Source organism: Streptomyces sp. RLA131 (assembly GCF_056270125.1).
On the sequence record NZ_JBWDOQ010000002.1, the window covers coordinates 8,060,094 to 8,081,004 of the forward strand.

19 protein-coding genes and 1 pseudogene are annotated in these 20,911 nt (G+C 70.1%); 13 read left to right on the top strand and 7 right to left on the bottom strand.

Annotation, left to right across the window (positions count from 1 at the left end; all coding sequences use genetic code 11):
- Positions 1-4 precede the first annotated feature (4 nt).
- From RWE79_RS37385 to RWE79_RS37400, 4 genes are all read left to right on the top strand, one after another.
- Entirely contained in the window at positions 5-1,213 is a 1,209-nt protein-coding gene (locus RWE79_RS37385) for an acyl-CoA dehydrogenase family protein (protein ID WP_475944958.1), read from the top strand.
- The gene (locus RWE79_RS37390) at positions 1,210-2,184 is read left to right on the top strand and encodes an NADPH:quinone oxidoreductase family protein (RefSeq protein ID WP_475944960.1); all 975 of its coding nucleotides are present in this window, start codon (positions 1,210-1,212) and stop codon (positions 2,182-2,184) included. Before RWE79_RS37385 ends, RWE79_RS37390 begins: the two co-directional genes overlap by 4 nt.
- A gap of 42 nt (positions 2,185-2,226) precedes the next feature.
- On the top strand, positions 2,227-3,480 hold the full coding sequence (locus RWE79_RS37395; protein WP_475944962.1) for an FAS1-like dehydratase domain-containing protein: 1,254 nt from the start codon (positions 2,227-2,229) through the stop codon (positions 3,478-3,480).
- Between the two features lie 752 nt (positions 3,481-4,232).
- Positions 4,233-5,474 (top strand): cytochrome P450, encoded by a 1,242-nt coding sequence (locus tag RWE79_RS37400; protein ID WP_475944964.1) that lies wholly within the window; start codon positions 4,233-4,235, stop codon positions 5,472-5,474.
- A 261-nt stretch (positions 5,475-5,735) separates the two neighbouring features.
- Here the strand turns inward: RWE79_RS37400 and RWE79_RS37405 are convergent, their stop codons facing one another.
- Positions 5,736-6,185: a GNAT family N-acetyltransferase gene (locus RWE79_RS37405; RefSeq protein ID WP_475946351.1), complete on the bottom strand. Its 450-nt coding sequence runs from the start codon at positions 6,183-6,185 to the stop codon at positions 5,736-5,738.
- A gap of 505 nt (positions 6,186-6,690) precedes the next feature.
- On the opposite strand from RWE79_RS37405, the gene RWE79_RS37410 reads away from it, so the two are divergent.
- The 8 genes from RWE79_RS37410 (at position 6,691) to RWE79_RS37445 (ending at position 12,360) form a co-directional block, all read left to right on the top strand.
- Positions 6,691-7,767, top strand: a complete 1,077-nt coding sequence (locus tag RWE79_RS37410; protein ID WP_475944966.1) for a tyrosine-type recombinase/integrase — start codon at positions 6,691-6,693, stop codon at positions 7,765-7,767.
- Between the two features lie 16 nt (positions 7,768-7,783).
- Positions 7,784-8,116, top strand: a complete 333-nt coding sequence (locus RWE79_RS37415) for a helix-turn-helix domain-containing protein (RefSeq protein ID WP_475944968.1) — start codon at positions 7,784-7,786, stop codon at positions 8,114-8,116.
- Between the two features lie 368 nt (positions 8,117-8,484).
- Positions 8,485-9,909 carry a hypothetical protein gene (locus RWE79_RS37420; RefSeq protein WP_475944970.1) on the top strand — a complete coding sequence of 475 codons (1,425 nt, stop codon included), beginning with the start codon at positions 8,485-8,487 and terminating at the stop codon, positions 9,907-9,909.
- A 48-nt stretch (positions 9,910-9,957) separates the two neighbouring features.
- Positions 9,958-10,491 carry a DUF4262 domain-containing protein gene (locus RWE79_RS37425; protein WP_475944972.1) on the top strand — a complete coding sequence of 178 codons (534 nt, stop codon included), beginning with the start codon at positions 9,958-9,960 and terminating at the stop codon, positions 10,489-10,491.
- Between the two features lie 30 nt (positions 10,492-10,521).
- Entirely contained in the window at positions 10,522-10,857 is a 336-nt protein-coding gene (locus RWE79_RS37430) for a hypothetical protein (protein ID WP_475944974.1), read from the top strand.
- Positions 10,858-10,950: 93 nt separating this feature from the next.
- Entirely contained in the window at positions 10,951-11,100 is a 150-nt protein-coding gene (locus RWE79_RS37435; RefSeq protein WP_475944976.1) for a CopG family transcriptional regulator, read from the top strand.
- 1 nt (position 11,101) lies between these two features.
- Positions 11,102-11,446 carry a VOC family protein gene (locus RWE79_RS37440; RefSeq protein WP_475944978.1) on the top strand — a complete coding sequence of 115 codons (345 nt, stop codon included), beginning with the start codon at positions 11,102-11,104 and terminating at the stop codon, positions 11,444-11,446.
- A gap of 56 nt (positions 11,447-11,502) precedes the next feature.
- Positions 11,503-12,360, top strand: coding sequence for a class I SAM-dependent methyltransferase (locus RWE79_RS37445; protein ID WP_475944980.1), 858 nt, complete (start codon positions 11,503-11,505; stop codon positions 12,358-12,360).
- 32 nt (positions 12,361-12,392) lie between these two features.
- Here RWE79_RS37445 and RWE79_RS37450 read toward each other — a convergent pair whose 3' ends face one another.
- The 6 genes and pseudogenes from RWE79_RS37450 to RWE79_RS37475 form a co-directional block, all read right to left on the bottom strand.
- A complete protein-coding gene (locus RWE79_RS37450; RefSeq protein WP_475944982.1) occupies positions 12,393-13,490 on the bottom strand; it encodes a PP2C family protein-serine/threonine phosphatase in 1,098 nt (365 codons plus the stop codon).
- Between the two features lie 516 nt (positions 13,491-14,006).
- A complete protein-coding gene (rbsD, locus tag RWE79_RS37455; RefSeq protein ID WP_475944984.1) occupies positions 14,007-14,396 on the bottom strand; it encodes a D-ribose pyranase in 390 nt (129 codons plus the stop codon).
- On the bottom strand, positions 14,393-15,301 hold the full coding sequence (gene rbsK, locus RWE79_RS37460) for a ribokinase (protein ID WP_475944986.1): 909 nt from the start codon (positions 15,299-15,301) through the stop codon (positions 14,393-14,395). The genes rbsD and rbsK overlap by 4 nt, the downstream gene beginning before the upstream one ends.
- 77 nt (positions 15,302-15,378) lie before the next feature.
- Positions 15,379-17,363 (bottom strand): annotated as a pseudogene (locus tag RWE79_RS37465) (ABC transporter permease/substrate-binding protein).
- Positions 17,353-18,849: a sugar ABC transporter ATP-binding protein gene (locus RWE79_RS37470; protein ID WP_475946353.1), complete on the bottom strand. Its 1,497-nt coding sequence runs from the start codon at positions 18,847-18,849 to the stop codon at positions 17,353-17,355. Before RWE79_RS37470 ends, RWE79_RS37465 begins: the two are co-directional and overlap by 11 nt.
- A 26-nt stretch (positions 18,850-18,875) precedes the next feature.
- A complete protein-coding gene (locus tag RWE79_RS37475; protein ID WP_475944988.1) occupies positions 18,876-19,883 on the bottom strand; it encodes a LacI family DNA-binding transcriptional regulator in 1,008 nt (335 codons plus the stop codon).
- 652 nt (positions 19,884-20,535) lie between these two features.
- Here RWE79_RS37475 and RWE79_RS37480 point away from each other — a divergent pair.
- On the top strand, positions 20,536-20,883 hold the full coding sequence (locus RWE79_RS37480) for a tetratricopeptide repeat protein (protein WP_475944990.1): 348 nt from the start codon (positions 20,536-20,538) through the stop codon (positions 20,881-20,883).
- Positions 20,884-20,911: the final 28 nt, after the last annotated feature.

Genomic DNA, 20,911 nt, shown 5'->3' on the forward strand with positions numbered 1-20,911 from the left:
ACCCATGACCTCGACGACCACGCAGGACCCGCGCGACGACACGATCGAGACCGACGGCGAGTTCCGGGCACGCCTGCGTGCCTTCCTGACCGCCGACCACCCCGGCCACCGGCCGAAGGACCCCACCGAGCGGCTGGCCTGGCGGAAGGCGTGGCTGGCCACACTGTTCGACGCGGGGTACGCCGGCCCGAGCTGGCCGCGCGCGTACGGCGGGATGGAGCTCGGGTTCGCCCGGCAGGTGATCTACCAGGAGGAGTACGCGACGGCCAGGGTACCCGGGCCGCTGGGCACCGGCCTCGGCATCGCCGCTCCCACCATCATCACCTACGGCTCCGCGGAGCAGAAGGAGCGTTTTCTGCGCCCCATGCTGCGCGGCGACGCGGTGTGGGCCCAGGGCTACTCCGAGCCCGAGGCCGGTTCCGACCTCCCCGCGCTGCGTACGACGGCCCGGCGGGAGGGCGCTGAGTACGTCGTCAACGGGCAGAAGGTGTGGACCAGTTCGGCCGACATCGCCGACATCGTCTTCACCCTCGTGCGCACCGGCCCGCCCGGGTCGGGGCAGCAGGGGATCACCTATCTGCTCATCGACGCGCACGCACCCGGAGTCACCGTGCGGCCGCTGCGTGACCTGACCGGGGACGCACACTTCTGCGAGATCTTCTTCGACGACGTACGCGTGCCGGTGTCGAACCGCGTCGGTGAGGAGAACGGCGGGTGGCCGCTCGTGCGTACGAGCCTGGGCCACGAGCGCGCGGCCGGCGCGATGAACCAGGCCGCGATGTACCGGCGTGTGCTCGACGAGCTGATCGAGCTGGCCCGTGAACGCGGAGCCACCGCCGAGCCGCTGGTGCGCCAGCGACTCGCCGACTTCGAGGTGCGGGTGCGGATCATGCGCTTCACCGGGATGCGGACGATCTCCGACATCATGGCCAAGGGCGAGCCCGGACCGGCGTCGTCGACATCGCGCCTGTTCATCGTCACGTTCGAGCAGGACCTGCACGAATTCGCCGTGGACATGCTCGGTCCCTTCGGTGTGCTCGGCCGGCGCGATCCGCACGCCGTGCAACGGGGCCGCTGGGTCTGGGGATTCCTGCGCACCCGCGCCTCGACGATCGGGGCGGGTACCGCGGAGATCCAGCGCAACACCATCGCCGAGCGGGTGCTGGGTCTGCCCCGCGACCCGGCCGTGTCCGACACTCCGGGGTCCCGATGAGAGCGGCCCGCTGCACGGAGTACGGGCCGCCGGGCGGAATCGCGGTCGTGGCGGTCGACGACCCCGCGCCCGGTCCGGGAGAGGTCCTGGTCAGGGTGCACGCGGCGGCGGTCAACTACCCCGACGTGCTCATCGCTGCCAACGGCTACCAGCTCTCGGTGCCCCTGCCCTTCACGCCCGGCAGCGAGTTCGCCGGCGTCGTCACCGCCCTGGGACCCGGCGTGTCCGGGCCCGTGGTGGGCTCACCGGTGGCCGGCGCCGTGCTGAGCGGTGCGTTCGCCGAGGAGGTCGTGGCGCCCGTGGCGTCGCTGCGTCCGGTCCCCGAGGGCCTGGACATGGTGCACGCCGCCGCGTTCCATGTGACGTACTCCACCGCCTTCCACGCGCTGGTGACGGTGGGCGGTGCCACGGCGGGGGAGTGGGCAGCGGTACTCGGCGCCGCGGGCGGGGTCGGCTCGGCCACGGTCGACGTCGCCAAACGGCTGGGGATGCGCGTCGTGGCCGCCGCATCGAGCGAAGGCCGGCTCGCTGTCGCGCGCGGACTCGGTGCCGACGCCGGGGTCGACTACGTCCGTGAGGACCTCAAGACCCGTGTCCGTGAGCTGACCGGAGGAGAGGGCGCCCACCTTGTGGTCGACCCGGTCGGTGGCGACCACGCGGAGGCGGCACTTCGCGCGTTGCGGCGGGACGGCCGGTTCGTCACGGTCGGTTTCGCCGACGGCCGTATCCCGCGTATCCCGCTGAACCTCGTGCTGCTCAAGAACCTGGTCGTGCGGGGGTTCGAGGCGCGGATCATTCGCCAGAACGATCCCGATGCCACGGCCGCGGCCCAACGTGCGCTCGCCGGGATGGTTCGCGACGGTATGCGCCCCCTCGTCTCACGTGTTCATCCCCTCTCCGACGTGGCGGCCGCGCTCACCGACGTGGCCGAACGGCGCACCACCGGAAAGGTCGTCATCGAGATGACGTAGCGCACCCCGGTCCCCGGCCAGAGCGAACGAGGAGGATCCGCGATGACGAGCACCGAGGAGAAGCGCGCCGAGCAGTTCGGCATGCTGACCGACGCGGCGATCGAGAGGTCACGCCGCCGCGTCGGCATCCCGACCCCGCAGCGCAACCCGCCGCACAACCGCGAGGTGACCTGGGACGGGGTACGGCACTTCGCCTTCGGCTACGGCGACGACAACCCGCTCTACTGCGATCCGGCGTACGCCGCCGGCACCCGCTGGGGAGCGCTGATCGCGCCACCGACGTTCCTCTACACGATGGGCGAGGACGCCGCCCCGAAGCCCGATCCGGAGACCAGGGCGCTCCTGCGGGGCGATCCGTTCGCCGGACTCGGCTCGTACCAGGCGGTGATGGAGTTCGAGTGGTGGCGGCCGCTGCAGGAGGGTGACCGGTGCCGGATGCTCCAGACGCAGGTGGGAGTGCGGGCCAAGCGCAGCAGTTTTGGAGGGCGCACCGCGCATGTCACCCACGACTACCTGTACACCAACGGCCGCGGCGAGATGCACGGCGTCCGGCGGGGTACGTGGATCAACGCCGAGCGGCACACGTCGAGGAAGCGGGCGACGGAGCGGCTGGAGCAGCAGCCCTACACGCCCGAGCAGCTCGCCGGGATCGACGCGGCGTACGCGGCCGAGGCCAGGCGCGGCGCCGAGCCGCGGTACTGGGAGGACGTCGAGGTCGGCGAGACTCTGCAGCCCCGGGCGAAGGGGCCGCTGACCACCACGGACGTGGTCGTCTGGCACCTGGGCTGGGGGATGCAGCTCACCCCGCCGGGGGCGTTCCGAATCGCCTCGGACATCCGGCGCAAGGCCCCCGGGCTCTACCCGCCCAACGGGTTGAACATCCCGGACACGGTCCAGCGTCTGCACTGGGAGCCCTCGCGGGCCCAGGAGTTGGGCCTGCCGAACTCCTACGACTACGGCGGTATGCGCGAGACCTGGCTGTGCCATCTGCTCACCGACTGGATCGGTGACGACGGGTGGCTGTGGAAGCTGCGCTGCGAGCACCGCAAGTTCAACTACATCGGCGACACCACGTGGGTGCGTGGCGAGGTCGTCGGCAAGCGGCAGACCGACGGGCGCAACGAGGTGGACGTCCTGGTGCGCTGCGAGAACCAGCGGGGTGAGGTCACCACCCCTGGTACGGCCGTCGTGCTGCTGCCGACCCGGGACCGCCCCGTCGACCTGCCCGCGCCACCCGCCCCGGAGCTGGCGGGGATGGTGGCGCACGAGCTGGCGCGGTTCAGCGTGACCGAGTGATCCCGCCCCGGAGCGGTGCGGGTCACGGTAGAGGCCGACGGGCGCGCTCGTCTGGGAGTGCGCGCCGGTATGGCGGGTGTTGGGGTGTGGCGCTGCCTGCCGTGGTGCGAGCTCGTTCGGTTTCGGTCGAGCGCCGTAATTGGAGCGATCGGTCAATACATCGGCGCCGCTTTCCGCCGGGGCGCGTGATCGCCGTCCGCTCCCGCGACGTCTCCGTGTCCGGGCCGGACGCGTGCCCCTGCGCGGGCGTTCGTGGCCCGGGGCGCGTGGCTGGCATCGGCCGGACGGTCCGGCAACGCGTCCCGTACCGACGGTGTATGCGCAGGTGAGACGAGTGCCGGAGTGCCGGGGCACCGGTGGCCGAACCGGCGTCGGGGCCTACGGCCCTTGGCCCCGGGTCCTCACGTCCTGCCGGCGTGGATGGCGAGGGGGAGCGACCAGGAGTACCGGGACCGGACTCCGCGGGGCGCGGGCAGATCTTGTACGCACACGTCTTGTACTGACCGGTCGAAGTCTGATTCCATCTGTGCACCACGGTGCACCACGGCGTCGTCGGACAGGAGCCGCCTGTAACGGGCGACCCGCCTCATGGCGGTCCGCGTCCGCCTGGTCCGTCATCGACAGGTCCGACAGCGGCTGCCGTCGGGCACCTTGGCGTGTCCGGGCCCGGGAGGCCGTCCCGGCCGTCCCGGACCCACCGGACACAGGCCTGCCTCGACGACGCCGACCCAGCGATGAACGGAGAGTCGACCATGACCGAGAAGGTGGCCGGCAACGGCACATCCGAGGACATTCCGCAGTACCCGTCGCCCCGATCGGGCATGTGTCCCTTCGCCCCGCCGCCGGGTCTGCTCGAACTGCATGACCAGGGCAAGGCCGTCGTGCGCGCCCGCACCTGGGACGGCAGTACCCCGTGGGTCGTCACGACGCACGCCGCCCAGCGCCAGGTCCTCTCGGACCCCCGGGTGAGCGCCAATATCGGCGCGCCCGGGTACCCGCACACGACGGAGGCCATGAAGGCACACGCGGCCGAGATGCAGCCTTCGGTCAACAACACCGACGGCGCCGAACATGCCCGGTGGCGACGGATGCTGACGAGCTCGTTCACCCGCCACCGGATGGAGAAGCTCCGCCCGGCGATCCAGCTCATCACCGACGACCTCATCGACAGGATGCTGGCCGGTCCCAACCCGACCGAGCTGAACGAGGCACTCTCCCTGCCCCTGCCGTCGCTCATGATCTGTGAGCTTCTCGGGGTGCCCTACGAGGACCACGCGTTCTTCCAGAAGCACGCCGGCGCCACCAACGCCCGCTTCAGGACCGCGGAGGAGGCTGCCGAGACCACGAGGGTGCTGCGCCACTACATCTCCGGCCTCATCGAGGCCAAGATGGACGCCCCGGGCGAGGACGTCCTCTCCGATCTCGGTACCCGGGTCAAAGAGGGTCTGCTGACCATGGAGGAGGCCGCCCCGCTGGGGCATATCCTCCTGGTCGCCGGCCATGACACCAGCGCCAATATGATCACCCTCGGCACCGCGCTGCTGCTGCAGAACCCCGACCAGCTCACGGCCCTGCGGGAGAACGCGGACGACCCGAAGTTCGTGTCGGGCGCCGTCGAGGAGCTGCTGCGCTACCTCACCATCCCGCATCTTCTGGCGCGACGGGCGATCGTCGAGGACATCGAGATCGACGGTGAGATCATGCGCGCGGGTGAGGGCGTCATCGCAGCTCTGCCCGCCGCCAACTGGGATCCGCAGGCATTCCCCGAGCCGGAGAAGCTCGACCTCGCCCGCAGCGCCGCGCACCACCTTGCCTTCAGTTGGGGCCCGCACCAGTGCATCGGGCAGCAGCTGGCCCGTATCGAACTTCACGTCGTGTTCAGCACCCTGTTCCGCCGGATCCCGAGCCTGCGCCTCGCGGTGGACCCCTCGGAGCTGAGGTTCAAGGAGGATTCACAGGCCTACGGCATCTACGAGCTGCCCGTGGCCTGGTAGAACAGCCACTCCGGCCACCGCACCCCCGCCCAGGGTGCCGTGGCCGCGGTCCGGACGGCCACCGTCGCCGCCGACGCGCCCACCGGCAGCTCGCGGAGTTGGACGAAGGCGACGACGTGGTGCGGATCATGCAGGTGATCGCAGACTTCTTCGCTCTGCCGGAACTCGAAATGCCGTGACCGTCCGGTGAGGTGACAGCGCGTCCAGTGCGTTGCCGCTTTGCGAGTCGGCCGTCCAGGGAGGTCGCGGGCGGCGGACCGTTCAGTGGGCGCCGGCACCCGGTGGTCGCACCATGTGGAGGTCGATCGGGTCCTGACTCTCCACAGTGAATCCGTGGCGCTCGTACAGCCGCCGGGCGGCGCTGCCCTGCAGGACGTGCAGGCGGACGGGTACGTCGTCGGCATCGGTCCGGTCCAGCAGTGTTCGCAGCACAGCCGAACCGAGCCCCCGGCCCTGGGCGCGTGGCGCGAGATAGAAGTGCTCCAGCCACCGCCCGTCCCCGGCCGGCCGCAATGCGACGCAGCCCGCGAAGGCGCCGTCGGCCGAGATGACCGATGTGTGCTGCGGGGAGAAGGCATCCCGCAGCCGTTGCCGGACCCGGTACTCGTCGAACCGACCCAAACGCTCCAGATCCGGGCGCATCACCATGGCCCGCAGCTCCGCGATCGCCTCGACATCCGCCGGCTCGGCGGGGCGCACGGCCCACTCCATGAGCCGGTCCGAGGTGGCGCCGGGCACCACCTGGCCCGCCGGTAGCTCGTCCGTCCCTGTACGCGCGTCCATGGCGGGGATTATGTCAGTGGGCCGCTGTGACGACGTGTGCAGCACGGTCCAGCAGCCCGTCCGGCCAACGTCAACAACGCTCGCGGGCGGCGGCCGGGGATCCCGCGTGACGTACCCCGCGTCGTCGCCCTCGGCTGGTCGCGCGGGCTGAACTCGGCGCAGCCTGAGCTCGGCGCCGCCTGAGCCGGGGGGGCGCCGAAAGTCCTTCGCTGTTAGCTTTCTAGTTTGCCAGCATTCGGGCTGTGGGAGACGAGGACGTCAAGCAGTTTGTCGGAAAAGTCGTCGGTTCGGAAGCGCCCGCTGTTGCAGGTCGTGTTCCGGTCCTGGCCAGGGGCCTGCCTCGATGGAGTGAAGTTCTTGAAGCATCTTCACGAATCGTGGTGCTCTTCCGATATTCCTGAAGCATCGGCACTCCCGGTGAACTGGAGCAGTCATGACGTTGGCGGCTGTGCGGAACCTGGCCTCGCCGCGGGTCTTGAGCTCGGCGGTTGATGAAGAAGACTTCGAACAGGAAATCGTCGATCAGTACGCCCTGGCCCTCGCAGCAGCCGGAGCGGGGGACAGTACGGTTGAGTTCAACTGCCGTGCAGCGGTGGAGTTCGTGCGGTCCAGTGATCGGCGCCTGTGGGCCGTGGGGGCCGAGGACGCTGACCGGTACCTGGTGCGCTTGCGCCGGGATCAAGGCCGCAAACCCTCGACAGTCCAGGGCTACGCAGGCGCCATCGCGCGTTTCTACGACTTCGTGATCAGCCGCTACCAGGGCGACATCCATGCGCTGACCGGATGCGTGACGGTGCAGCCGATCGACGAGTTCAACCGGCCGGCGAAGGCCAACCACCCGAGCGTGCGGGTGCCGCCCGCCCGCGCGGAGGTGGAGGAACTGTTCGGCCAGTGGGCCGCGCACCTGCCGAGCACGCGGAAGTATCTGCCGGCTGCCCGCGACTACCTGGCGGCGTCGTTGTGGCGACGTGGCGGACTGAGGATTCGTGAGACGGCGATGCTCGACATGCGCGATTGGCGTCCGGACCTTGGGCGCTGGGGCAAGCTGCACATCCGCTACGGCAAGGGGAGCCGCGGCCGCGGCCCGAAGACCAGGCTGATTCCGGCGATCGACGGCATCGACACGCTGATGGAGTGGTGGCTGACGGACGTGCGCCACCAGTTCGACGACGACTGGCGCAACCCCGATGCCCCGCTGCTGCCAAGCGAACGGCGCGATGAGATGACGGGAGGCTGCACGCGCATCGGCACCGACCCGCTGCGTTCGGGTCTGGCCACGGCGGGGGCTTCCTGGCTGCCCGACTGGAAGGGGCGGCTGACCCCGCATGGCCTGCGGCACTACTGCGCCTCCGAACTCTACGGGCGTGGCGTGGACCTCAAGGCGATCCAGGACCTGCTCGGCCACAACTGGCTGTCGACGACGACGCACTACATCCACGTGCCGACGCAGCACATCGAGAATGAATGGCTCCACGCCAACGACCGCACCGCGCTGCGGCTGCTGGGCTGAGCCGAAGGAGTCAAAGATGCAGTGGAACTTGCGGATGAAGGCGGCCGAGGCCGGGATCTGGCAGGCGACCCAGATGCGGCGCCGGCTGGCCGAGGCCGGACTGGAGATCAGCGCCGGGAAGATGTCGATGCTGTGGTCGCGCACCCCGACCACGATCCGGCTCGACGACCTCGAAGTCCTGTGCACAGTGCTGGGCTGCACGCCCTGCGACCTGCTCGTGCCGACCGGGCTGCCAGCCGCACAACGCGAGCAGTCACCCATGCGAGCCACCGGAAACGACCCGGCACCGTCCCGGGCCCACGAGATCCTGCCCAGTCCTGGCCGTCCGCGATCGGCGCCGCCGCTGTGACCCGGCCCATTTGCAGTCTGTGTACCGTCTGCGGCGACCGGCCCGAAGCCATCACGAGCACGGGCTACTGCTTCGGCTGCTGGCCCGGCGGCCCGGTCACCCCGCCCCCATGTCTGGTCTGCGGATCCTTCGACTACTACAACACCGGAAAGTGTCGCCGCTGCCACCTGTACGGGCAGCCCGCCGTGGAGGCCTGCCCGGACTGCCTGGCCTGGGGCACCACCCGAAAGACCAAATGGGTTTGTCAGGCCTGCCACGGCTGGCGTGCGGCCCATGCCGAGAAAGACGTCTGCCAAACCTGCAGAACACCGGCCCACCTGCACACACAACTGGGCATCTGCCGACTGTGCTTCGCCCACGCTCGCAACATGATCTCTGTACTGGAACGGTTCGACCCGGCCGAGGCCAACCGAGGGGGCCAACAGCTGTTCCTCACCGGACTCACCCACCAGAAGGGATCCTCGCGAAGGGCCCGCCGGGCCGAACAACGCGCCCGCACCGCCCCCTCGGACATCCCGCCGAACATCAGGAACGACCTCAAGGCCCTCCTGGACATCCCACGGCCGCGACACGCACCAGCCATTAGCACCCCGGTCCCGGCCCGCAGTGAACAGCTCGCCTTCTTCCCCGCCCAACGCGATCACTCCCGGCTTCGGCAGCGGGACTACCCCTGGCCCGCCGACCCCACCCTCCTGCGCAGACTGTGGAGCCTCGCTGACCAGCGGGCTGCCCGCCTCGGCTGGAGCCAACCGGTCCGGATGCGCTGCCGTGCCGGCCTGCGAATCGTCCTGGGCATGCAGGACAATCCCGGCGCCCGCATTCCACTCAGCAGCCTGGAGTTCCTCACCGAGATCGACCTGACCACCAAACACGTCGCTGCTGTCTTGGATGACGCCGACCTGCTCATCGACGACCGCGAAAACGTCCTGGACCAGTGGCTCGAACAACGGCTGACCGGGCTGCCGTGCCAGATGGCTGACGAAGTGCGCATCTGGTACGACGTCATGGTCAACGGCCGTCCCCGGCCACCGAGGCGCAAACCGCGCAAAGCCACCACGATCCGTCTGCACTACTCCTGGGCCCGCCCCGTCCTCCTCGCCTGGGCCGCCGACGGCCACAGCTCCCTGCGCGAGATCACCCGGGAACACGTCAGGGCAGCGCTGGCTGCCAGCGACCACCCCGCACGGACAGGCCAAGGCCTGCGCTCGCTGTTCCGCCTGCTCAAGCAGGATCACGTCGTATTCGCCGACCCCACTCACCGAATGCGCCTGGGGCAGCACCCGTCCCGCGAGCCCCTGCCCGTCGAAACCGCCGCGATCCGAGCACTCCTCGACGAATCCGACCCCGCACGTGCCGCGGTCACGGCCCTCGTCGCCTTCCACGGCCTGGCGACCGGCCAGGTGCGCAATCTCCAGCTCATCGACATCAGCGCAGGCTGGCTGCACATCGACGACCGCAAGATCCCCCTGGCCCCGCCGGTCCGCAAGCGCATCGCCGCCTACCTCGACCACCGCGCCTATACCTGGCCCAACACGGCTAACCCGCACCTGTTCATCAACCGCCGCAGCGCCATGGAGACCCGCAACGTCGGCATCCGCTGGATCAAACTCCTCCTCGGCCCCGGCGTGAGCTGCCGCTCGATCCGCGAAGGCCGCATCCTCGCCGAAGCCCTGGCAAGCCACGGAGATGCCAAACGCCTGCACAACATGTTCGGCCTGTCCATCAACGCCAGCCTCCGCTACACCGAAGTCGTCGACCACCCCGGCTTCACCGACACCGACCCCTCCGGTTGACCGATCCCGCCGAGCTTGAGGCCGAACCGCTCCCGTACGCTCACCGCCATGCCCACCGGTCTCACCCCCTGCCACTGCGTCATCTGCCAGGACATCAACGAACTGGACCCACGCACCCAGTCGACCGTCGACGTCATTCAGCAGCACGGCTGGCAGGTCACGATGATTCCTGCCGATGACAACGGGCCGGGCTGGGCCTACACCATCGGCCTCTGGCATAGCCGGCGGATGCCAGAGGTTGCGATGTTCGGCCTGGACGTCCGTCTGATGCAGACGATCCTCAACGACCTCGCCCAGCAAGATGTTGAAGGACAGCCCCTCGAAGCCGGCCAGGAACGGCACGATGTCGCCAGCGTCCCCGTCGTACTCCGAGCCGTCGACTACCGCTGGTACAAGGCCTTCTTCGGGACCGCGATCAGCTACTACCGCAAGCCGCCGTTCCCGGTCCTCCAGGTCGTCTGGCCCAACCGCGACGGAGCCTTCCCCTGGCAGGCTGGCGGGGAAAGCCTCCTGAGCCACCAGCCCAGGCTCGACCTGCACCCCGACGAGCACCCCGTCGGCGTATGGACCCAGGACCTGTGATCGCACGGCGGCGTGACGGACAATGACGGCATGAGGCACTGGTTCCGCAGCTACTGGACCGAGGAAGACACCTGGTTCTACTTCGAAGTCGACGCCGACGGCTGGGTCACCCGCCAGGTTGAACTGCAGGGACCCTTCAAGACGCCGATCGCCGCAGCTTCCCTGACCGAATGGCAAGGCGCCCAGGCAGGCGGAACACTGGCGGACTACGAGAAGACGTTCGGCGCCACTGCTGAGGTGCCCGTCCATGAATGGGACGGCCACGAGCCGCACGACCTCACCCTCGAAGAGTTCGAGACCGTCTGGCTCGCAGCACGAACGGTCTGCCGAGCAGGAGCTCGGAATCGCTCGACGGGCGAGGCATGAACCCAAGTATTCTCGCGAGCTCACTGCACGGCCCCCATACTTCGGTTCGCGCCCCATGACCCTTCAGAATTTGCGAACCCAAGAGCTCTCAACGTGTATCTGCCGATCGGGCTCATCAAGCGGGTCAAGCACCATGCCATCGAGTCGGGCCTGTCCCTGTCGGCGTTGGTCGCCGAGGCGCTGCGCGCCTACCTCGACGACGCCGAGGGGCAGCGACAGCGATCATCCGAGAAGGGGAACTGACATGACCACCGAAGGTATTGAGGCCGTGTTCCTGGAGACCCACAACTGGGGCAAGGCCGCGAAGTTCTTCCAGGCGCTGGGTTTCGAGCTGGACTTCTCGACCGACCACAACTCCGGCCGGTTCCGCAACGGCGACGGCGCCCATGTGTTCATCGCCGAGGTCCCCGAGGACCGGGAGCCCCAGGTGCGGATGGTGCTGAAGGTGAGCGACGAGGATACGTTCCGCCCCGATCCCGCCGTGGAGGTGGTCACGCCCTTCGAGGACACCCATTACGGGACGAGGGAGATGACCGTCCGCGACCCCGACGGGCGTCTCTGGAGCCTCCAGGCCCCCGCCAGGAGCTGACCTAACTGACCGCACTGACCGAACTGACGGCACTGACGGCACGGAGAGAGAGCATCATGGCGGATGAGCAATCCGGGGCGCCGGACAACACCGCGGTGCGGGTCGCCCTGTGGCGGGCGATGCACGTCCAGGTCGACCCACCGCCGCATGTCCTCACCGACGAGATCGGCCTGCGGCTGGCGGGCCCGGACGAGGGCTGGAGGGACCGCCCGGACATGGACCCGCACGCCACCAGGGGGTTCCGGGCCGCCATCGTGGCCCGTGCCCGTTTCATCGAGGACCTGGTCGCCGAGCACGCCGGCCACGGGGTCACGCAGTACGTCGTCCTGGGGGCCGGCCTGGACACCTTTGCCCAGCGGCGGCCGCGGATCGCCTCCCGCCTAAGGGTCTTCGAGGTCGACCAGCCCGGTCCCCAGGCCTGGAAGCGGCGACGCCTGATCGAACTCGGCCACGGCATCCCCGACTGGCTACGGCTGGTGCCGGTCGACTTCGAGGCGAGCGAGTCCTGGCTGGAGCAGCTGACCGCCGCCGGCTTCGACCCCGGCCGGCCGGCGGTCGTCGTCTCCACCGGCGTCACCATATACATCACGAAAGACGCCACCGTGGCCACCCTGCGCCAGATCGCCGGGCTTGCCCCCGGCTCGGCACTCGCCATGACGTTCCTGCTGCCGACCGGCCTTCTCGACGACGCCGATCGGCCCGGAGTCCAGGCGTCCGAGGAGGGTGCGCGGGCCGCCGGAACACCGTTCATCAGCTTCTACACCCCGCAGGAGATGCTTGCACTGGCCCGTGAAGCCGGCTTCGAGGAGGCCCGCCATGTGTCGGGAACCTCGCTGGCCGAGCGCTACTTCGCCGATCGGACCGACGGCCTTCGCCCGTCGAGCGGGGAAAACCTCCTGCTGGCCACTACCTGACCCTCTTCATCCACACCCTTCTCCCTCTCACCTCACGGCGCCTCGGCGACGACGCCGTCGGTCCCGCCGCGGATGCGGTACGCGGCGAGGGCGGCGGTGTCGTCGTCGAGGCACCCGTCGCTGTAGGCGAGCAGGTCCTGATGGAGATGGTCGAGGAGTTCCCGGGGAGTGAGGGGGCCCCATGACCGGACGCGTTCGGCGAGTGGGTAGAAGGCTCCGGTACGGTCCCGTGTCTCGGTCACGCCGTCGGTGTACAGCAGCAGTTGGTCGCCGGGGCGGAAGGGCTTCACGTCCACGTGGTAGTCGTCCCCGACCAGAACGCCGAGGTTGAGGGGCGGTGAGGGATCGGTCGAGTCCAGTTCCCTGACGCTGTCGTGGCCGAGGAGCAGGGGCGGCGGATGGCCGCAGTTGACGATGCGGACCACGGGCTCGTGGTCGGGAATCTCGGCGAACACCGCGGTGACGAAGCGTTCGGCCACCTCACTGCCTGGAAGCTGCGCGGCTCTGCGGCTCATGCTCCTCTCCACCCGGCGCGCCACCGAGGCCAGATCGGGCTGGTCGTGGGCGGCCTCACGGAAGGCGCCGAGCATCGTCGCCGCCGTCTCCACCGCGGCCAGGCCTTTGCCACGGACGTCGCCGATGAGCAGGCGGACTCCGTACGCGGTGGGCACCGCCTCGTACAGGTCGCCACCGATGCGGGCCTCCGCGGCGGCGGACAGATAGAGGGTCTCCACGCAGACCTGGCCGAGGCGGCGGGGTACCGGGCGCAGCAGCACGCGCTGCGCGGTCTCGGCCACCGAGCGCACGGTGGCGAGGGTCCGTTCCCGGCGAATCCGGTGGGCAGCCAGAATCGTGCCGAGGACGCCGACCAAGGCGGTGGAGATATAGGTGGCCATGTAGTGGCGCTCCCACAGATAACCCACGGAGCGGCCCGCGCAACACGGAGTGCCGGCCAGGACACCTTCGAACGCGACGGCGAAAATCGTGATGGCGGCGACGGTGGCGGGCCCGTGGGCGTAGGCGGTGACCACGGGGAGGGCGATGAGCAGGAAGCTCACCGGCCACCGCACGGGGGTGACGGGTTCCAGCGCCAGGATCACGGCGACGTAGATGGCCGGCAGCCAGCGCACCCACAGCGACGGAGCCGGTCCCTGGACGCCAGGGCTGTTCGACCGCTCCGCACGGCGGCTTTCAGCTTCGCGACGGCCGGGCCACCTCACGGCCGGCTCCGGTGGCGGCCAGGTGCCGGCAGGACAGGCCTGGGCGAATCCGTCGGGCGCACGGTGGTGGGGCCCGGGTCCGGACGTAAGTCCCGGCGGATCCATTCACGCGGCCTGTGCACGGCAACTCCTGGCGCGGCTTGATCAGGACGGCCGTCCTGACGCGGCTCAACGGCTCAACCCGACCTCCGGTGAGGGCATGTCAGGATCTTTGCGGCAATCCTACGACATGGTGGCCTCTGTGAGGGATGCCCAACTGCACCGGATGGGACGACGTGGCGCACGGTCGTCGGCTCAGCACTTCGGCGGCACTTTGACGTTTTCCCTGGTCAGGGCAGTTCAGCTGAGTTCGGCGGGCTGATGACCCGTGAGCATCGCCTGCCCCGGACCGTCCCTCGATCGTGTGCGGCCACCGCTGACGGCACGCTAGAAGGGCACGCCGCAGCGGAGGATGACGTTCGCGTAGGGACGTGCCTCGCCGGTGCGCACAACGAGGCGGGCTTGGCGTGTGCGGTCCTTGAAGTCCTCGTGGGGGACGAGTTCGAGGTCGGGGAAGTGCTCGTTGAGCAGGGCTGTCGCCTCCGGGTTGGTGTCGTGTACCTCCGACGCCGCGACGGCGCCCTCGATGACCAGCTCCTGGAGGAGGCCGTTGAGGACGTCGGCGAAGGACGGAGTGCCGGCGACGAAGGCGAGGTCCACGACGGTGGGCCCGGGGGGAATGGGCAGGCCCGCGTCGCAGACCACAACGAGGTCCGTATGGCCGAGGGCGGCCAGAGCTCCGGCCAGATGGCGGTTGAGGATGCCTGTCTTCTTCACGGTTGTGCCACTTCCTGGAGCGTGGGGTAGGACTGCTGGGCGCCGGGTTTGGTGACGGCGGCGGCGCCGACACGGACCGCGAACCGTACGGCGGTCACCAGGTCGTCGCCGGCGCCCAGCCGCCAGGCCAGGGCGCCGGTGAACGCGTCGCCGGCGCCGGTGGTGTCGACGGCCTCGACGGAAGGGGTCGGCACGGACACACTGCCCTCGGCGGTGGCGGCCAGGGCGCCGGCGCCGCCGAGGGTGATGACGACCGAACGCGGGCCGAGCGCCAGCAGCCGGCCCGCCCAGTCCTCGGGGGTGCCGTCGATGAGGCCGGTCTCGCCGAGCAGTACGCGGGCCTCGTGCTCGTTGACCACCAGGGGGTCGCACAGGGCGAGTACCTGGGGCGGAAGGGGCGCGGGTGGTGAGGGATTCAACACGACCCGCGCCCCGGTCCGGGCGGCGGCCGCCGCCGTGGCGGCGACGGTCTCCAGCGGGATCTCCAGTTGCAGGGAGACCACGCGGGCGCTTTCCAGCAGCTCCTGGGCGGCGGCCACGTCCGCCGGGCTCAGCCTGGCGTTGGCTCCGGGGGAGACGACGATGCTGTTGTCGCCCGAGGGATCGACGGTGATGACCGCGATGCCCGTGGGGGCACCGCCGGTCAGGACGGCGTGGGTGTCGACGCCGGCCGCTGCCAGGGAGTCGTGCAGCAGCCGGCCGTACGCGTCGTCGCCGATCCTGGCCAGCAGTGCCGTACGGGCGCCGAGACGGGCGGCGGCGACGGCCTGGTTGGCGCCCTTGCCACCGGGGTGGGTGGCCAGGTCGGAGCCGAGGACCGTTTCCCCGGCCGCCGGGCGCCGGTCGACGCCGATCACCAGGTCGGCGTTGGCCGACCCCACGACCAGCAGGTCGTAGCCGTGCATCTGCGGGTTCCCTTCAGTGTCGTGCTGCTGGAACGTCCGGACCGGTGCGTCCGGTCCGGTGCGTCCGGTCCGGTGCGTCAGGAGAAGTCGGCGACGTTGTCGGCGGTGACGACCTTGACGGGCACCTTGACGGTGCTGCTGAGCTTGTCGCCCTTGGCGGCCTTGACGGCGTTCTGCACGGCGAGCCTGCCCAGTTCCTTGGGCTGCTGGGCCACGGACGCGGCGAGGGTGCCGGCCTTGACCGCGGTCAGCCCGTCCGGAGTGCCGTCGAAGCCGACGACCTTCACCGACGCGCCGGCCTTGCTGCCCAGCGCCTTGACCGCGCCCAGGGCCATCTCGTCGTTCTCGGCGAAGACACCGGTGACGCCCGCGTGCGCCTGCAGCAGGTTCGTCATGACGTCCAGACCCTTGGCGCGGTCGAAGTCGGCGCTCTGCTGCGCCACGACCTTGATGCCCGGGTATGCCTTGATGCCCTCGGTGAAGCCCTGGCCGCGCTCGCGTGCCGCGGAGGTTCCGGCGGTGCCCTGCAGGACGACCACGGTGCCCTTGCCGTTCAGCTCGTCGGCCAGCGCCTTGGCGGCGAGCTTTCCGCCGGCGACGTTGTCGGAGGCGACGGTGGTGGCCAGGTCGGCGTTGTTGACGCCACGGTCGGCGGCGACGACGGGGATGCCCGCCTTGGCGGCGGCCTTGACCGACGGTCCGGCCGCGTCGGAGTCCACCGGGTTGACGATGATCGACTTCACGTTCTGGCTGGTGAAGTTCTGCAGCTGGTTCGCCTGCTGGGAGGCGTCGTTCTGGGCGTCGGTGACCGTCAGGTCCACGCCCTCCTTCTTGGCCTCGGCCTGGGCGCCCTGCTTGAGCTGGACGAAGTAGGGGTTGTTGAGGGTGGAGACGGACAGGCCCACCTTGATGTCCGACGACGAGCCGGAGGAGCCGGAGTTGCACGCCGTGGCGGTGAGCGCGAGGGCGGCGACAGTGACGGCGGTGGCGGTGGCGAGCTTGGTGCGCATGAGGGTTCCTTGCCGTGCGGGAGGGTGCGGGAGGGTGCGGGGGAGAGGAGAGTCGAGTGGGCCGGGCGCCGGAGTCAGGCGCGGCGGCGCAGGGTGTCGAGCAGGACCGCGAGGGCGATGACGACGCCGATCACGACCTGCTGCCAGAAGGCCGAGACCGACAGCAGGTTCAGGCCATTGCGCAGGACGGCGAGGATCAGGGCGCCGATGAGGGTGCCGGAGGCCTTGCCGACGCCGCCGGAGAGGCTGGCGCCGCCGATGACGACCGCGGCGATGGCGTCCAGTTCGTAGCCGTTGGCCGCCTGCGGCTGGGCGGAGGCCAGCCGGGAGGCCAGGACGATGCCGGCGACCGCCGCGAACAGACCGGACAGCGCGTAGATGATGATCTTCTGGCGCTTGACGCGGATTCCGGACAGGCGGGCCGCTTCCTCGTTGCCGCCGATGGCGTACATGGAGCGTCCGATGTAGGTGCGGCCCAGGATCAGGGCCGTGACGAGTCCTGCGGCGATCATGACCAGGACCGGTACCGGGAGCCAGCCGCCGAGGGTGTCACCCAGATGGGAGACGGAGTCGGGGAAGGCGATCGGGCTGCCCTGGGAGATGACCAGGGTCAGGCCGCGGGCGATGGAGAGCATCGCGAGGGTGGCGATGAACGGCGGCAGCTTGCCGAACGAGATCAGCAGGCCGCTGAGCAGGCCGCCGGCGATGCCGGTGCCGACGGCGAGAACGACCGCCAGCCACACCGGCAGCCCTGCCGAGGTGGCGGTCCAGGCCAGGACGGTCGCCGACAGTGCGGCGCTTGAGCCGACGGACAGGTCGATGCCGGCGGAGACGATGACGAAGGTGGACCCGAAGGCCAGGATCGCCACCACGGCCGCCTGGACGCCGACGTTGAGGAGGTTCTGGGTGGTCAGGAAGTCGCCGGACATCGCCGACAGTGCCACGAGCAGGACCACCAGGGCGCTCAGTGCGCCGTTGTTGAGCAGTACGCGGCGGGCCGCCGTGGCGGCACCGACCGTGCCCTTGCTGGTTTTGAGCGTGTCAGTGGCCACGGGAGCCCTCCACATCCTTGGGTGCGTTCGTGCCGACCGCCAGCGCCATGACGGCGTCCTGGGTCGCTTCGTGAGCGGGAAGTTCGCCGGCGATCCGGCCTTGGGACATCACCAGGACGCGATCGCTCATGCCCAGCACCTCGGGGAGGTCGCTGGAGATCATCAGGACAGCGTGTCCGGAGGCCGTGAGTTCGTTGACGAGCTGGTAGATCTCGACCTTGGCGCCGACGTCGATACCGCGGGTCGGCTCGTCGAGGATCAGCACCTTGGTGTCGGCCAGCAGCCACTTGCCGATGACGACCTTCTGCTGGTTGCCGCCGGACAGGGTGCGTACATGCTGGTGGAGGCCGGCCATCCTGACCTTGAGCTGACCGGCGATCGTCTGCGCCGCCCTGCGCTGGCCCGCCCGGTCGACGAAACCGGCGCGGGTGGACTGCCGGAGCGTGACCAGGCCCAGGTTCTCCTGCACGCTGGCGTCCAGCACCAGGCCCTGGCCCTTGCGGTCCTCGGGGACCAGCCCGATCCCGGCGCGCATGGCGGCGTTGATGTCGTGCCGCGGCAGCCGCTTGCCCACCACCTCGACCGTCCCGGAGTCGTAGGGATCGGCGCCGAAGACCGCGCGCACCACCTCGGTGCGGCCGGCGCCCACCAGCCCGGCCAGGCCGACGACCTCGCCCGCCCGCACCTCGAAGGCGACATCGTGGAAGACGCCGCTGCGGGTGAGCCCCTCCACGCGCAGCAGCGGTGCGCCGGCCGGTGCGCGCTCGCGCGGGTACTGCTGCTCGATGCTGCGTCCCACCATCAGCCGGACCAGTTCGTCCTCGTCGGTGTCGGCCGGAACCTGGTCCACGCTGCGGCCGTCGCGCAGAACGGTCACCCGGTCGCCGAGCGCGGCGATCTCCTCCAGGTGGTGCGTGATGAAGACGATGCCGACGCCGTCGGCCCGCAGCTTGCGCACGATGCGGAAGAGCTTGTCGATCTCGTCGCTGGTCAGCACCGCGGTCGGCTCGTCCATGATCAGGACGCGGGCCTGAAGACTCAGCGCCTTGGCGATCTCGACCATCTGCAGCCGCGCGATGCCCAGTTCACCGACCGGAGTACGCGGGTCGACGTCCACGCCGACCCGTGCCAGCAGCGCGAGCGCGTCCGCCTCCATCTTCTTGCGGTCCAGCAGGCCGAAACGGCGCGGCTGGCGGCCCAGGAAGATGTTCTCGGCGACGCTCAGGGCGGGCACGAGGTTGAACTCCTGGTAGATCGTGGCGATGCCCAGGCGCTCCGCCTCCTGCGCGCCGTTGATGCGTACTTCGCGGCCGTCGACGAGGATCCGGCCGTCGTCGGGGCGGTGCGCGCCGGAGAGCATCTTGATCAGCGTGCTCTTGCCGGCTCCGTTCTCACCCAGCAGGACGTGCACTTCGCCGCCGCGCAGATCGAAGTCGACTCCGTCCAGTGCCACCACGCCGGGGAAGACCTTGCGTACGCCTTCCATGCGCAGGAGTTCGGGGCTGCTCGTGCTCAACGGGGGCTCCCTTCGGATTCGCCGCAGGAGCGGCGCACTACCAGGCGGGCGGGGACGGTGACCGAGGGTGCCGGACGGCCTTCCAGCAGGGCGACCAGCGAGCGGACGGCCGCCCGGCCGAGCTCCCCGGTCGGCTGGGCGATCGCGGTGATCGGCGGGTCGGTGTGCACGAACCACGCGATGTCGTCGAAGGCGGCCAGTGCGATGTCGTCGGGGACCCGCAGCCCCCGGGCGCGGATCTCGTCCATCGCGCCGAGTGCCATCAGGTTGTCCGCGGCGAACACGGCATCGGGCGGGTTGGGAAGGTCGAGGAAGGCGGCAGTGACCCGGCGGCCGCTCGCGGCCCGGAAGTCGCCCTGGCCGATGTACTCGTCCGGCAGCGGCAGCCCGAAGGCCTCCAGCGCCTCGCGGAACGCCTCGACACGCTCGCTGCCGGTGGTGGTGGCCGCGGGTCCCGCGATGATCGCCAGCCGGCGGTGCCCGATCGCGTGCAGGTGAGCGACCAGGTCACGGATCGCGTCACAGCCGTCGGTCCGCACCATGGGGACGTTCATCCCGGGGATCCAGCGGTCGACGAAGACCATCGGGGTGCCGGAGCGCACAGCGTCGAGCATCAGCGGGGAGCCACCGTCGGTGGGGCTGACCAGCAGCCCGTCGATGCGGCGGTCCAGCAGGGTCCGCACATGGTGGTCCTGGAGCTCGGGCTGCTCGTCGGCGTTGCCGATGATGACGCTGTAGCCCAGTGCGCGTGCCTCGTCCTCCACGGAGCGGGCGAGCTCGGTGAAGAAGGGGTTGAGGACGTCGCTGATGACCAGGCCGAGCGTGCGGGTCTGGTCCGTGCGCAACGACCTGGCGACCGCGTTGGGGCGGTAGCCCAGGTCGCTCACGGCCGACAGAACCCTGGCCCGGGTGTCCGGCCGGACGGCCGGGTGGTCGTTGAGCACACGGGAGACCGTCGCGACCGAAACTCCGGCGCGTGATGCCACGTCCTTGATGCTCGCCATCGGCCCACCTCCTCGTGGAATCGATTACAAGGAGGATTGGAATCGATTACATGAGAATCGGCAAGCCCCTGAAACCTGATCGTTACATTCAGGTGAGGCGGAGAGTAGTGGCAGTGTCACGTTCCATCACGCAGCCCCGCCGTTGAGCCGCTCGGGCCGTCCCGCCGGGGGAGTGGCGCCGGTCACCATGACGCTCCGACGCGGGCACGGGGCGGTCCTCGGTGTGGTGGCCGGGCGGTGCGGGAGCCGCCTTCGCGGTCTCTGGTGGGCCGGGTGTCCGGGCCTCGGGGAATATCTGCGGCCCGTCGGCGCGCTGGGTGTGTGGAGTGCCGTCCGGTATCGGGTGGAAAGTTCATGGCTTTCCCGCCTGCGTCCTCGCGGTTGGAGGGATGGGGGCGGCCTCGGCGTCGTTGGCGTGGCGCCCGCGGACGCGGGTGAACGCGTCGGACGAAAGGGCCCCGGGGTCACGGCAGGAGCGGAACGTGATCCCGGCAGGCGGCGGTCTCCGTGGGGACGGGAGCCGTCGCACGCACGCGGCCCGGCCGCGCCCGCCTCGCGGTGGGTCGGCCGGGCCACGTGCCATCGGTGACGCGGCGGGAATCGCCGTGCCGGACCTGGGCACACCGCAGGCGGGACATACGAGGGAGACAGGATGCCGAATGCGAGCAGGGCCGTGTCGGGGAGCTGTTTCCGGCGCGCGAGCCGTTTTTTCGAGCGGGGCCGGTACACGACCGCGGCGCGGATGCTGGTGGAGCTCGCGGAGGTGACGCCGGGCAACCTGACGGTGCGGATGATGCTGGCCCAGTCGTACTACTACACCGCGCAACTCTCCCGTGCGGAGGCCGAACTGCGTACCGTCCTGGACGCGGACCCCTCCCGGCCGCAGGCGCACCTCCTGCTCGGCCGGATCCTGGAACGCAGCGACCGGCCGGCCGAAGCCGTCCGGCACCTCCAGCACGCCGACACCATGAGCGCCTGGGACCTGCTGTCCGTCGCATAGCGCCTGCGCCGACCGTGGGCGGCGCCCA